Source organism: Kribbella sp. NPDC050281 (assembly GCF_040655855.1).
Taxonomy (GTDB): domain Bacteria; phylum Actinomycetota; class Actinomycetes; order Propionibacteriales; family Kribbellaceae; genus Kribbella.
This window is the reverse complement of the sequence record NZ_JBFAKS010000001.1, coordinates 492,132-504,418: the sequence shown is the minus strand read 5'-3', so window position 1 is coordinate 504,418 and position 12,287 is coordinate 492,132. Positions and strand designations below refer to the sequence as shown.

12 protein-coding genes are annotated in these 12,287 nt (G+C 69.1%); 6 read left to right on the top strand and 6 right to left on the bottom strand.

The window, feature by feature from the left end:
* The first annotated feature begins 191 nt into the window (after nucleotides 1–191).
* A complete protein-coding gene (locus AB0I34_RS02550; protein WP_360438107.1) occupies nucleotides 192–542 on the top strand; it encodes a VOC family protein in 351 nt (116 codons plus the stop codon).
* A 45-nt stretch (nucleotides 543–587) separates the two neighbouring features.
* Here the strand turns inward: AB0I34_RS02550 and AB0I34_RS02545 are convergent, their stop codons facing one another.
* The gene (locus AB0I34_RS02545) at nucleotides 588–2,738 is read right to left on the bottom strand and encodes an MMPL family transporter (protein WP_360438104.1); all 2,151 of its coding nucleotides are present in this window, start codon (nucleotides 2,736–2,738) and stop codon (nucleotides 588–590) included.
* Between the two features lie 83 nt (nucleotides 2,739–2,821).
* On the opposite strand from AB0I34_RS02545, the gene AB0I34_RS02540 reads away from it, so the two are divergent.
* Nucleotides 2,822–3,148: a helix-turn-helix transcriptional regulator gene (locus AB0I34_RS02540; RefSeq protein WP_360438101.1), complete on the top strand. Its 327-nt coding sequence runs from the start codon at nucleotides 2,822–2,824 to the stop codon at nucleotides 3,146–3,148.
* On the opposite strand, the gene AB0I34_RS02535 is transcribed toward AB0I34_RS02540, so the two are convergent.
* From AB0I34_RS02535 to AB0I34_RS02520, 4 genes are all read right to left on the bottom strand, one after another.
* Nucleotides 3,128–3,781, bottom strand: coding sequence for a permease prefix domain 1-containing protein (locus AB0I34_RS02535; protein WP_360438098.1), 654 nt, complete (start codon nucleotides 3,779–3,781; stop codon nucleotides 3,128–3,130). The two genes, AB0I34_RS02540 and AB0I34_RS02535, sit on opposite strands and share 21 nt — an antisense overlap.
* A gap of 30 nt (nucleotides 3,782–3,811) precedes the next feature.
* Nucleotides 3,812–4,204, bottom strand: coding sequence for a DUF2784 domain-containing protein (locus AB0I34_RS02530; RefSeq protein ID WP_360438095.1), 393 nt, complete (start codon nucleotides 4,202–4,204; stop codon nucleotides 3,812–3,814).
* 12 nt (nucleotides 4,205–4,216) lie between these two features.
* Nucleotides 4,217–4,873: a GNAT family N-acetyltransferase gene (locus AB0I34_RS02525; protein ID WP_360438092.1), complete on the bottom strand. Its 657-nt coding sequence runs from the start codon at nucleotides 4,871–4,873 to the stop codon at nucleotides 4,217–4,219.
* Between the two features lie 85 nt (nucleotides 4,874–4,958).
* Nucleotides 4,959–5,147 carry a hypothetical protein gene (locus AB0I34_RS02520; protein ID WP_360438089.1) on the bottom strand — a complete coding sequence of 63 codons (189 nt, stop codon included), beginning with the start codon at nucleotides 5,145–5,147 and terminating at the stop codon, nucleotides 4,959–4,961.
* Between the two features lie 198 nt (nucleotides 5,148–5,345).
* On the opposite strand from AB0I34_RS02520, the gene AB0I34_RS02515 reads away from it, so the two are divergent.
* The 4 genes from AB0I34_RS02515 to AB0I34_RS02500 all read left to right on the top strand — a co-directional run bounded on the left by AB0I34_RS02515 (nucleotide 5,346) and on the right by AB0I34_RS02500 (nucleotide 8,950).
* Nucleotides 5,346–6,656: a PLP-dependent aminotransferase family protein gene (locus AB0I34_RS02515; RefSeq protein ID WP_360438086.1), complete on the top strand. Its 1,311-nt coding sequence runs from the start codon at nucleotides 5,346–5,348 to the stop codon at nucleotides 6,654–6,656.
* Nucleotides 6,657–6,790: 134 nt separating this feature from the next.
* Nucleotides 6,791–7,741: a D-alanine--D-alanine ligase gene (locus tag AB0I34_RS02510; protein ID WP_360438083.1), complete on the top strand. Its 951-nt coding sequence runs from the start codon at nucleotides 6,791–6,793 to the stop codon at nucleotides 7,739–7,741.
* 7 nt (nucleotides 7,742–7,748) lie between these two features.
* A complete protein-coding gene (locus tag AB0I34_RS02505) occupies nucleotides 7,749–8,600 on the top strand; it encodes an SURF1 family protein (protein ID WP_360438080.1) in 852 nt (283 codons plus the stop codon).
* On the top strand, nucleotides 8,597–8,950 hold the full coding sequence (locus AB0I34_RS02500) for a DUF3817 domain-containing protein (RefSeq protein ID WP_360438077.1): 354 nt from the start codon (nucleotides 8,597–8,599) through the stop codon (nucleotides 8,948–8,950). The genes AB0I34_RS02505 and AB0I34_RS02500 overlap by 4 nt, the downstream gene beginning before the upstream one ends.
* A gap of 2,361 nt (nucleotides 8,951–11,311) precedes the next feature.
* Here AB0I34_RS02500 and AB0I34_RS02495 read toward each other — a convergent pair.
* On the bottom strand, nucleotides 11,312–12,268 hold the full coding sequence (locus AB0I34_RS02495) for a ParB/RepB/Spo0J family partition protein (protein WP_360438074.1): 957 nt from the start codon (nucleotides 12,266–12,268) through the stop codon (nucleotides 11,312–11,314).
* Between the last annotated feature and the right edge of the window lie 19 nt (nucleotides 12,269–12,287).

Genomic DNA, 12,287 nt, shown 5'->3' with positions numbered 1-12,287 from the left:
GGTGAGTGTGAAGCCTTCGACAAGCCACACCCCAACCGGAGGTTCTCCTCACGTCAACCCCAACTCACCTGCCACCAACGTCTTGTCCCGGTACATCTAGTCGATTCCGGGATGGGTCGTTCGTCATCTGAATGAGCGCTACTCGCCCGGCGATCACGCCGGGTGGGACGTCATTCAGTTGGGAGGGGCTCATGGCACATCCAGTCGTCCACACCGAGATCCGATCGGCGGACCCGGACGCGACACGTCAGTTCTTCGCGGACCTGTTCGGGTGGAAGATCGCGTCCGAGGGCGGGTTCCCGGGCTACACGTTCATCGACACCGGCACACCGGACGGTCCGTACGTCGCGATCAGTCCGCGGCAGGGCGCCGAGGACGAGGTGCTGTTCTTCGTGGCCGTCGAGGACGTGGCGGACACGCTCGCGCGCGCCGAGAAGCTGGGCGGCAGTGTCCTCCAGCCGATGCAGCAGGTGCCCGGCACGAGCTTCGCCGTGTTCGCGGACGCCCAGGGCCACAAGATCGGAGTGGCCGCCAGCGAATGATCACCCGGGGCGGGCCGCGCAGGGGGCGGCCCGCCTACAGGCGGCTTATTCCTTCTCGAGGGCGATCTTCGGGAGCACTCGGTCGAGTCCGCGCGGCAGCCACCAGGCGCGATCGCCGAACAGGCGCAGGATGGCCGGGACAAGGACGCATCGGATCAGCACCGCGTCCAACAGCACCGCGGTCGCCAGCCCGAGCCCGAACTGCTTCAGCATCCGATCCGGGCTGAGCAGGAACGCGCCGAACACCACGATCATGATCGCCGCCGCGGCCGTGATCACGCTGCCGGTGTTGGCCAGCCCTTCGCGAACCGCCTCCTTCGCGTCCTTGGTACGCCGCCATTCCTCGTGGATCCGGGACACCAGGAACACCTCGTAGTCCATCGACAGCCCGAACACGATCGCGAAGATCATCACCGGCACGAACGCCTCGATCGGCCCCGGCTGCGCACCGAACCAGCCCTGCTGGAAGACCAGCGTGATGACACCGAGCGAGGCGCCGATGCTGAGCAGGTTCAGCACAGCTGCCTTCAACGGGATCAGCACGGACCGGAACACCGCCATCAGCAGCAGCGCGGACAGGCCGACCACGACCAGCACGAAGATCGGCAGCCGATTACTGACCGCGGACGCGAAGTCGTCGGCCGCCGCTGTGGCGCCACCGACCAGGTACGTCGCGCCGGTCTGTGACTCGAGTGCCGGCAGGGTGTCGGTCCGCAACCGGTCGACCAAATCACTGGTCGCTGCGTCCTGCGGTGCAGACTTCGGGAACGCCAGTACGGTCGCGACCTTGCCGTCGGGCGTCAACTGCGGTGGCGTGACCGCGGCGATGTTCGGATCGGCGGCCAGCGTACGGCCGAGCGCCTGAGTTGCAGCCTGGTCGCCTTCGGACACGACTACCAGCGGACCATTGAATCCCGGCCCGAATCCCTGCGCCAGCAGGTCGTACGCCTTCCGGCTGGTCTTCGCCGGATCGTCCGTCCCGGCATCCGCGAAGCCGAGCCGCATGTCCAGCGCCGGCAATGACAGAGCGACCAGGGCGATGGTCCCGAGCACGAGCGGCACCCACGGTCCACGCTGCACTGCGGCTGCCAGCTTCCGCCATCCGTCTCCCGGCGTACGGCGCCTCTTCGCGGCATGCTTGCGGACACTCCGCTCGATGCGCTTCCCGAACAGCGTCAGCAGAGCAGGCAACAGACTCACCGCGGCGAGCATCGTCATCAGCACGGTGAGGGTGACACCGAGGGCGACGCCTTGCAGCGAACCAAGCCCCAAGGCGAGCAGCCCGAGGAGTGCGATGACCACAGTGCAGCCGGCGAACATCACCGACCGGCCCGCGGTGTCCAGCGCAACCATCGACGCGGTCGCGCGATCGGTCCCGTCCTTCAGCAACTCATGGCGGTAACGGGAGAAGATCAGCAACGCGTAGTCGATGCCGACACCGAGCCCGACCAGGATCATCACCGGTGCGGTGTAGTCGGGCACGGTGAACAGGTGCGACGCCAGCACCAGCAGCCCCAGCGTGCTGCCGACCGCGAACAGGGCCGTCAGCAACGGCAGCGTTGCCGCAAGCAACGATCCGAACAGGAGCACCAGGATCACCAGCGCGGCCAGGATGCCGGCGCCTTCGGACGCACCACCCGCGCTCTCCGCCGCCGACCGCGCCAGGTCGCCGCCAACGTCCACGGTCAGACCGGGGACCCGGAACTGCTGAGCCTTCTCGATGATCGCGCGGACGTCCTCGATCGGCATGTCCGCCACGGCGACATCCAGACTCACCGTCGAGTACGCCGTACGACCGTCTGGTGAGAGTGATCCGGGAGCAGTGAACGGGTCGGCCACCGAGGCCACGTGCGGGAGGCCGCCGACGGCCGCCAGCATCGAGAGGACTCGCGGCTTCTCCGGCCGGAGCCCGCCGTCGGCGTGCATGACGATCTGCACCGAGGCGGTCTCACCCTGCGGCTGGTGCTCGCGGAAGATGTCGGTCACTCGCTGGGAGTCGGTCCCGGGGAGCGAGTTGTCGTTCTTGTAGCTGTCGCCGACCACCGTCGACGCGGCGGTGACCGCGACGAGGGCGACCACCCAGAGCAGCAGGGCGAGTCCGGCGTGCCGCATCGACCACCCGGACACCCGGTGCAGCAATCCGGGCCGTCCACTGTCCTTCCGGGGCGGGCGTCGTACCGGGGTGTCCACGGTCATCGCCGGGCCTCCTCACATCCTGATAAGTAGATTGGCTACATGTTGCCTCTCGACACTAGCAGGCATATGAGTAGACTGGCTACATGAAGGCGGATGCGCTGCGTGGGCACCTCGACCCGATGATCCTGGCGGTCGTCGAGTCCGAACCGCTGCACGGCTACGCGATCATGGAGGCTCTGCTGGAGCGCAGCGGCGGCGAACTCGACCTGCCCACCGGCACGCTGTACCCCGCGCTGCGGCGGCTGGAGCGGGCCGGCTACCTGGCCAGCGAGTGGAGCACGGTCGGCGGCCGGAAGCGGCGGACGTACCAGCTCACCTCGGCCGGCCAGAAGATGCTTGCCTCAGGCAAGCAGGAGTGGCTGACCTTCCGGGCTGTGGTGGAAGGCGTCCTACGCCCGGGCCAGGCGTAGGCACCGGCCGGCCTGAAGAGCGACGAACGCCAGCGGCAGAACAACGAACGCCCCGACGACACCGAACGCGGGAAGGTCAGGCGTACGACCACCGGTCGCCGACATGGCGACACCGATCAGGCTGATCACGACGGCGTTGACCAGAGCGAAGACTGCCGTCACGCGAGTGACGTGCTGGCGGACGAGTGCGTGGCGCAGGCCGATACCGGCCGCGATGACAGCCAGCACCGCACCGGCGATCGCGAACATGCCGACGGTCCGGACGAGCGACTGCAGGAACTCGTTCACCGGGTTCGGCGTTGCCGGGTCCTGGTTCCAGCTCCACACGCCTTCCTGCCAGACGATCGGCTGGATGATCAGCGCCAGGAACAGCAGCATCGCGGTCCGCCGGCTCTGGCTGACCGCGAGATCGGCGCGGTAGCCGGGGACGACGTCGGACAACTCGCCGAAGTCGGCCACCGCCTCACGCTCGGCCTCGTCCCGGTCGAGACCGTCGGCCTCGAAGGCCTCGGTCGCGTCGACCAGGTGGTCCCGTGCCTCGGCGAGCAGGTCGGCCTTGCGCCGGCGCGGGCCGGGCAGCGCCTTGCCGAGTGCGGTCAGGTACGCGTCAACCGGCGTACTGGTGCTGGACACGTCTTCCAGTATGGGGATGCCGGGGCCCGATCACGTCCGGGGTCCCACTGACTCTCCCCTGAGCTTGGTCCTCCGCCGGTGCCGCAGGACGAAGAAGCCGACGTAGGAGATGATCACCAGGGCGAATCCGACCTTCTCCGCGGCCGGAGTCTGGCCTTCCGGCCACAGCGTGCCGTTGAGGTAGTGATTGATGTACCCCGCCTCGTACGGCGTCTCGCCGCCCTTGCGCAGGAAGAACTTCTCCGCCCCGGTGAACGGGCAGTCGTAGTCGAAGACCACGATCGCCACGCTCCACACCACGATGGCCAGGTGCGCCCAGATCACCTTGGGCCACTTCCAGGCCAGGAATCCGCCGAGAACGAAGAAGAGCAGGAAGGCGGCGTGCAGCACGAACATCACGTCCGCGAGGAAGCGCCAGATCATCGCGATCCCGCCTCAGGAGCTCGGAGTACGGGTGAGGGCGTCCCGGACCGTCACCGGCTTGGGTGGTGAGTGCTCGGGCCGGATCGCGCCCATCAGCCGCTCCACCGCGGCCTCCATCTCGCTTCGCCACGTCACCGCTGAGCGCAGGTCCAGCCGCAGCCTGGGGTTCCGCGGGTGCTCACGGACGACGCCGAACCCCACCGCACGGAGGAACTCGGTCGGCCAGACACATCCCGGCCCGTCCCAGCGGGAGTCGCCGAACGCCTCGACGGCACGGAACCCGCGCTTGAGTACGTCCTTCGCCACCGCCTGGATCAGGATCTTGCCCAGTCCGAGGCCGAGGTAGCGCGGCAGGATCCGCCCGGTCGCGAGTACGACGGCGTCCGGGCTCACCGGCGCGGTCGGGAACGCCTGGATCCTCGGCAGGTACGTCGCCGGGGCGTACACCGCGAATCCGGCCGGCTCGTCGTCGACGTACAAGACGACGCCCGCGGTGCCCCAGTCGAGCAGCAACTGCGACAGCCACGCCTCCTTCTCGAGGCCGGTGTCGCCGTTGCGGTCGGCCTGCTTGGCGGCGACCGGGTCGAGCTCCCAGAACACACAGTCACGGCACGGCACCGGCAGCTCGCCGATATTGGCGAGCGTCAGCGGTTCCAGCCGTCGGGCCATCAGCGCGTCCGGTCCGCGGTGCCCGGTGTCCGGTGGGGCGGCGTACTGCCTGTTAGCTTCATCACTTTGGGTGTCACCCTGCGGTTCATCGGGCTGCCGGAGCCGGAGTGGGAGCCGCGGCCCGCACGTCCGGGGTCTCGGTCGCCTCCGGGGCGACGTACCGTTGCTGCACCTTGGCGGCGGGTTGCCGCCGGAAGAGCTCGCCGGCGAAACCGGCCAGCACACCCAGTACCAGTCCACCGAGCGTCCACCCGGCGGCCTTGCCCACGCTCATCCCAGATTCCTGCCTTCCGCTCCACCTCTCAGGCCGCACCCCACCGCAGACTGTCTCAGCAGCCAGTCCGCGGCATGGTCGGAACCTGCCCCTATAAGGCATGGTAGTGAGAGGTCACGCCGTTCCACAGCCCAGGCGCGCTCGGGATGGTCCGGCGTAATCTGGTGACTTCCCCCTCGATCACCGTGGAGTGGCTCTGTGAGTGCTGACGTGCCTGATGTCCGGCAGACCCGTCTCGACAACTACGTCGACCGGTACGCAGCACGGACCAAGGGCATGACCGCATCCGAGATCCGGGCACTGTTCTCGGTCGCCAGCAGGCCCGAAGTGGTCTCGCTGGCCGGCGGCATGCCGAACATCGCTGGACTCCCCCTCGACGTGGTCGGCGGCGCGGTCCGCGACCTGGTGAGCGACAACGGCGCGGTGGCGATGCAGTACGGCTCCGGCCAGGGCGATCCGGTCCTGCGAGACCAGATCTGCGACATGATGCGGCTGGAGGGGATCGACGCCCACCCGGACGACGTCGTCGTGACCGTCGGGAGCCAGCAGGCCGTTGACCTGGTCACGCGGGTGTTCTGCGACCCGGGTGACGTGGTGATCTGCGAGGCGCCGTCGTACGTCGGTGCCCTCGGCGTCTTCCGTGCGTACCAGTGCGAGGTCGTCCACGTCGCGATGGACGACGACGGCGTCGTACCGGAGGCGCTGGAGCAGGCGATCACGGCGGTGCGTGCGGCCGGCAAGCGGATCAAGTTCTTCTACACGATCCCCAACTTCCACAATCCGGCCGGTGTCTCGCTGTCCAACGAGCGACGGGCGCGCGTGCTGGAGATCTGTCAGCGCGCTGACTTGCTGGTGCTGGAGGACAACCCGTATGGGTTGCTCGGCTTCGACGGCGAGCCGCAGCGGGCGCTGCGCGCCGACGACCGCGAGGGCGTGATCTACCTCGGTTCGTTCTCGAAGACGTTCGCGCCGGGCTTCCGGGTCGGCTGGGCGGTCGCGCCGCACGCCGTACGCGAGAAACTCGTGCTGGCACAGGAATCCGCGACCCTGTGTCCGCCGGTCTTCAGTCAGCTCGCGATCTCGTCGTACCTGACCCGGCACGATTGGCTCGGGCAGGTCAAGCAGTTCCGGGAGATGTACCGGGAGCGCCGCGACGCGATGCTGGCGGCGCTGACCGAAAAGATGCCTGCGGCAACGACCTGGACCAGGCCGGGTGGCGGGTTCTATGTCTGGCTGACCCTGCCGGACGGGCTGGACGCGAAGGCGATGCTGCCGCGCGCGGTCACCGCGCGGGTGGCCTACGTCCCCGGAACCGCCTTCTTCGCCGACGGTTTCGGGTCGCAGTGCATGCGGCTGTCGTACTGTCATCCGACGCCGGAGCGGATCACCGAAGGCGTCGGCCGGCTGGCCGCGGTGATCCACGAGGAGCTCGAACTCCGGCAGACCTTCGGCCCGCTACCACCAGGCGCCGGGCACGGGTACGACGCCCCAGGTCCGGAGTTGACCTGACGACCAGTGCGCAAAGGTTGCGCAATGGATCTGCGGGCGGCCGGGGGTCCTTGACGCGGTAGCGGTACCGTTCCAGTGGGCCTCGGGACCGGCGACCGTGCCGGAGTCGCCCACGAGTGATCGGGATATTTGTGATGAGTGATCTGGGTCGAGTGCTGGTACTGGCAGGCGGACTGTCACACGAGCGGGACGTCTCGCTCCGGTCCGGCCGACGGGTCGCCGACGCCCTGCGCAGCGTCGGCGTCGAGGTCGAGCAGCGTGACGTCGATGCCAGCCTGGTCGAGCGGCTCCGCGAGGATCCGCCGGACGCGGTCTTCCCCGTCCTGCACGGCGTCACAGGCGAGGACGGCGCGCTCCGCCAGGTCCTCGACCTGTACGGCGTTCCGTACGTCGGCGCCGACGCGGCAGCGTGCCGGACGGCCTTCGACAAGCCGGTGGCATCCACCATGGTCGGCGCCGCCGGACTGCAAACACCCTCGTCAGTGGTGCTTGGGCACGAGACGTTCCGCGAGCTGGGCGCCGCCGCGCTGATGGAGGCGGTGATCCACCAGATCGGGCTGCCGCTGGTGGTCAAGCCGGCCCGAGGCGGTTCGGCGCTCGGTGCGTCCATCGTGCGGTCGGCCGAGGAGCTGCCGTCGGCGATGGTGAACTGCTATGCGTACGGGCCGGTCGCGCTGATCGAGCAGTACATCGACGGGACCGAGATCGCGGTGACCGTGGTCGACACGGGCGATGGGCCACGCGCCCTGCCCGCGGTGGAGATCCGGCCGGACTCCGGGTTCTACGACTACGAAGCCCGCTACACCGCCGGCGCCACGCAGTTCGTCGTACCTGCTCAGCTGGGTGACGGCGTCGCGGCCGCGTGTGCTTCGGCTGCGGTCACGGCGCACGAGGCGTTGGGCTTGCGGGATCTGTCGCGGTCGGACCTCGTGGTGGACGCTTCGGGCGTGCCGTGGTTCCTGGAGGTCAATGTCGCTCCGGGGATGACGGAGACGTCGTTGGTGCCGCTGGCGGCTGAGGCTGCGGGCGTCGAGCTGGGTGTGCTGTGCCGCGACCTGCTGGCTGCGGCCGCGGCTCGTTGTTGAGGTCCTGATGGATGGACGGCCGCTGTGGCGGACAGTACTGACGCCGCGGTGGTCCGGATTGTTGCTTCTGGCATTGGCTATTGCTGCGGTGATGTCCGTGCTGGGTGTGTGGCAGCTGGACGTGTACCGGTCGAAGACGGACGCGGCCACGGCCAAGCGGGCCGAGGGTGCGCCGGTCGCGTTGCAGTCGCTGTTCTCCATCGACGAAGGTCTGCCGGCGAAGGCTGTCGGCCGGCGCGTGACCGTGAGCGGTACTTGGGCGGCGGGTGCGGACCAGGTGTTCATCGCGGATCGGCGGCAGGGTGATCGGGACGGGTTCTGGGTCGCGAGCCCTTTGATGGTTGACGGTTCGGGTGCCGTGATGGTCATCCGCGGCTGGGTTGCCTCGGTCAACGATCCGGCCGCGGCGGCGCCCTCCGGGCCGGTGAAGCTGACGGGAACGGTGACGGCCTCGGAGGCTGAGGACTCGTCCGGCGACGCCGCCAAAGGGCGGGTGCTGTCGTCGCTGCGCATCCCGACGATCGTTCACATGGTCGACTACCGGTTGTACGACGCTTTCGTCATCCAGGCGTCGGTCGAGTCCGGCGACGTACCTTCCCCTGCGCCGGCCGTCGTACAGCCGCCTCCACCCCCGACCGACCACGCCGGGCTCCGGAACGTCGCGTACGCCTTCCAGTGGTGGATCTTCGCGGCCTTCACCTTGTGGATGTGGTGGCGCATGGTCATGGACGCACACCGGACCGACGCGGAGCCTGACGGCTCCGGTGACGGGACCGATGGTGGGTCCGGTGGTTCGCCTGATGGAGATGGTGACCAGGCCGGTGCGGCTGTGGAGTCGAGCGGTACCGTTTCAGCGTGACCTCACCAGCCGACCCCGCCACCTCCGCCACCCCGCAGCCACTCACGCCGGCCGTCCGCGGTGCACTCACCCGGTATCGCGTGATCGCCTACATCGTCGGTGTCATGCTGCTGGTGCTGCTGTTCGTCGCGATGCCGCTGAAGTACCTCGCCGACGACCCGAGCGCAATGGACGTCGTCGGCCCACTCCACGGCTTCCTGTACGTCATCTACCTGCTCGGCACCTTCGACCTCTTCCGCCGGGTCCGCTGGTCCCTCCCCCGCCTGATCCTGATGGCCCTCGCCGGCACCATCCCCTTCCTCTCCTTCTACGCCGAGCGCAAAACCACCCACGAACTCCTGGGCCGCTAACCCCGCGAGCCGCCAGCTTGCCCCTCGTCACACCCCTCCACGAGCTCACCCAGCCGACCCGCGCCTGGCGCAACCAGATCCACCACACACGCCCGGGACAACCGCCTCGCTCTCAAGCTCAGGTTCCTGGCCCCCGCGCCGGAACTCGCGGCACGTGGATCTGTGTTGGGGAGCGACGAGGTCTCGGAGGCTGGTGAGGTCACCGGCCGGCGAGACCTTCAGCTGGCTACCTCCTGCGGCGATGAGGCGATCCCCTGGCGCCTCTCCACCGACCTCATCAAAGCCACCGAGCCCGCGAATGTTTCACATGAAACATTCGCCGCAAGTCCCCAAGTATCTTTGTCGACAAATCCCAGCGATCGGTCGACAGAACCGCAAGCCCACCGAACCCTCAGAATTCCTCCCCCAGCGCGATCCTAAGCACCCTCGCGCACCAAGCCCGCCGCAGGCCGACACCGTCGTCCAACTCCGAACTGCGGCCAGCAGAACGCTAAGAATCACGCCCACAGAGCAATCCAGCGGTTTCGCCCGCTTCCCCGCCGACCCACGCGACCACCCGACCCGCGCGACCAGGCGGGACACCGTCCTGGGCCAATCGCGACCGACTACTAAATCGCCGTGCGGTGCACGCTGAGACGGTCAGACCAACAGCCGCAGCCAGGTCGACAAGCCACCGCGGGACTGATGTTTCATGTGAAACATCCGAAAGGCTTGGTAGCGCAGATTCCGCCGGGCGAGCTCGACATACTCCGCCCACCCGGTGCCGGGTCCTCTTGGCAACTGCCCAAGTCCGCCATCCCCAGTCCGCCGACCGTACCGAGAAGCGGGCAGTCGCAAAGCTCAGACCGGCTCGGGCGGGCCGCCTCGCTGACCGGCGCCGCCGTCTTCGAGATCAACCCGTCGGCTGGCTTCAGGCGCCTACCTCCCGTGGCTCAGGCCCACCCGAGGCCGGCTGTCCGAAACCGCGGCCAGGTCGGCCAGCGAGTGCGGGTCGAACGAGGCCAGCGAGCTCGCACTACCCCGCCGACCGCAGGCGCCGGTGCTCTCCGCAACCGCCCTCGTCGGCCCCTGGACTTCGACGGCGTCCGTCCGTACCGAAGGACGGGTAGTAGTCCCCCGGCTCGCACCCAGGCCCGCCCCGGCGCGCACCGAGCCGGGTTCGAGCTACTGTCTCCCGTTCTTCGGTACATCCGAAGGACCGACTAGCTACACCGGATCGGCGGGAAGCTTCCCTGGGTGGAGAGCGTGCCGCCGAGGAACTGCTGGACCAAAGGGACGCCCGCATCGCCCAGCCAAGCCGGGTCGGCGAGCGCCGGCGTTGCTCCGCGGGGCATCAGGGCGGGACCGGGCGTCCAGCCGGCCAGGGCCGCCCCGACCGAGCCGGGTCGGCGAGCGCCGGCGTTGCTCCGCGGGGCATCAGGGCGGGACCGGGCGTCCAGCCGGCCAGGGCCGCCCCGACCAAGCCGGGTCGGGGAGCGCCGGCGTGGCCCCACCGAGTACGAGACACCGGGCGAGACCGCGCGTCCAGCCGACTGGAGCCGCCCGGACGTACCGGCCCGGGCAGTCCGCGTACGGCCTGCCAGCGGGCCTGTCCGAGGTCGGCCTGTCCGAGGTCGCCTATGCGACTACGCCGCCGGGTCGGTCGGTGCGTGGGTGGACGGATGTGCGCCGGAGCGGCCGTGCCCTCCGGTGGTCAGCCGTACGCCGGAGGCCGAGACCGTGTGGTCGCGCCGTGGTTGCACACGTGGGATGTGCGTCCCGGCTGCCTGCTCTCACCCAGAGTCTCAACGCCACCGGTGCTGCCCGTCCGGTCACCGCTCAAGAGCGCGCAGCCCGCGAGTCCCACTGGTGTATCGGCAACCCACTCCGCGTGCCCCGGCAGCGTCGGCCTGCTCCAGGACTCTGGGACAGTCGGCTGCTCCAGGGCTCTGGTGCGTGAAAGGCGACGAGCCCCGACGCGTTGCCGGTCAAGCAGCTGCGGACCTTGGCTCGTCGGGGTGCCCACGATGGGTCGGGACGCTTGGGGCGCGTCGAGCAAGGTCCTGGGTCGGCGCCTGGGCGGTCAGCGGCCGCCTGAAGGGCGTGCGACACCGGGCGCCTTGGTGACGGAGATGAGTGGTGGCGTCGCGCCGCGCGTACGGGCGTGGCTTGCGGGGCCCACTCCTCGGGGAGTGGTCGCGAGGGCGGTGGCGCCGGGAGGTCGGCGCGGAGGAGGGCGCCCTTCAGGCTCCGGGAGCGCGGTTGTGTCCGCACAGGAGGCTGCCGGGGAGATGGAGGCCGGGGGACTGCCCACCAAGCTTGTGGGCCGGCCGCGAGGGTGGTGGCGCTGGCCGCGGAGGTGGGCGTCCTGCTTGCCCCGGATTACGGGTTGGGCTTGTTGGGGTCCATGAGGGTGACGATGCGTTCTAGGTCGTCCAGGGACGCGAACTCTACGGTGATCTTGCCCTTGGTTTTGCCGAGGTCGACCTTGACGCGGGTCTCGAACCGGTCGGAGAGGCGGTCGGCCAGGTCGACCAGGCGGGGCGCGACCGGCTTGTTGCGGCGGCGTTGGGCCGGGGTGGCGTCGTCGGCGTTCATGTCGCCCAGGGCGACGATCTCCTCGACGGTGCGGACGGAGAGGCCTTCGGCAACGATGCGCTGGGCCAGGCGCTCGATGGCGTCGCCGCTGGGGAGGCCGAGCAGCGCGCGGGCGTGACCCGCGGACAGGACACCGGCGGCTACGCGGCGCTGTACGCCGGCCGGGAGTTTCAGCAGGCGCAGCGTGTTCGAGATCTGCGGGCGCGAGCGGCCGATCCGGGTGGCGAGGACTTCCTGGGTGCAGCCGAAGTCGTCGAGCATCTGCTGGTACGCCGCTGCTTCCTCGAGCGGATTCAGCTGGCTTCGGTGCAGGTTCTCCAGCAGCGCGTCTCGCAGCATCACGTCGTCCGAGGTGTCGCGGACGATGGCCGGGATCGTGGCGAGGCCGGCCATCTGGGTCGCGCGCCAGCGGCGCTCACCCATCACCAGCTCGTACTTGTCATGCTCCAGCCGGCGAACGACGATCGGCTGAAGCAGCCCGATCTCCTTCACCGAGTGGACGAGCTCCTCCATCGCCTCCTCGTCGAAGACGCTGCGCGGCTGCTTCGGGTTCGGGGTGATCTTCGAGACCTCGATCTCGGCGAACTCGGCACCCGGCACCGCGGCGAGCTCCGACTCACGCCTTACGGCCGGGGGCGCTCCCGGAATCGAACTGGACTTGCTGCCGAGGGTGGCGGTGGTCCCAGGAGCCGGCGTGCTGGGGATCAGCGCACCAAGTCCGCGTCCGAGTCGGGTGTTCATCGCGCTCCCTCGAGTTCGA

Bases quoted from the DNA above. Each gene is read 5' to 3' on its own strand.
- AB0I34_RS02550 (WP_360438107.1), top strand. From the start codon at position 192: ATGGCACATCCAGTCGTCCACACCGAGATCCGATCGGCGGACCCGGAC.
- AB0I34_RS02545 (WP_360438104.1), bottom strand. From the start codon at position 2,738: ATGACCGTGGACACCCCGGTACGACGCCCGCCCCGGAAGGACAGTGGA.
- AB0I34_RS02540 (WP_360438101.1), top strand. From the start codon at position 2,822: ATGAAGGCGGATGCGCTGCGTGGGCACCTCGACCCGATGATCCTGGCG.
- AB0I34_RS02530 (WP_360438095.1), bottom strand. From the start codon at position 4,204: ATGATCTGGCGCTTCCTCGCGGACGTGATGTTCGTGCTGCACGCCGCC.
- AB0I34_RS02525 (WP_360438092.1), bottom strand. From the start codon at position 4,873: ATGGCCCGACGGCTGGAACCGCTGACGCTCGCCAATATCGGCGAGCTG.
- AB0I34_RS02520 (WP_360438089.1), bottom strand. From the start codon at position 5,147: ATGAGCGTGGGCAAGGCCGCCGGGTGGACGCTCGGTGGACTGGTACTG.
- AB0I34_RS02510 (WP_360438083.1), top strand. From the start codon at position 6,791: ATGAGTGATCTGGGTCGAGTGCTGGTACTGGCAGGCGGACTGTCACAC.
- AB0I34_RS02505 (WP_360438080.1), top strand. From the start codon at position 7,749: ATGGATGGACGGCCGCTGTGGCGGACAGTACTGACGCCGCGGTGGTCC.
- AB0I34_RS02495 (WP_360438074.1), bottom strand. From the start codon at position 12,268: ATGAACACCCGACTCGGACGCGGACTTGGTGCGCTGATCCCCAGCACG.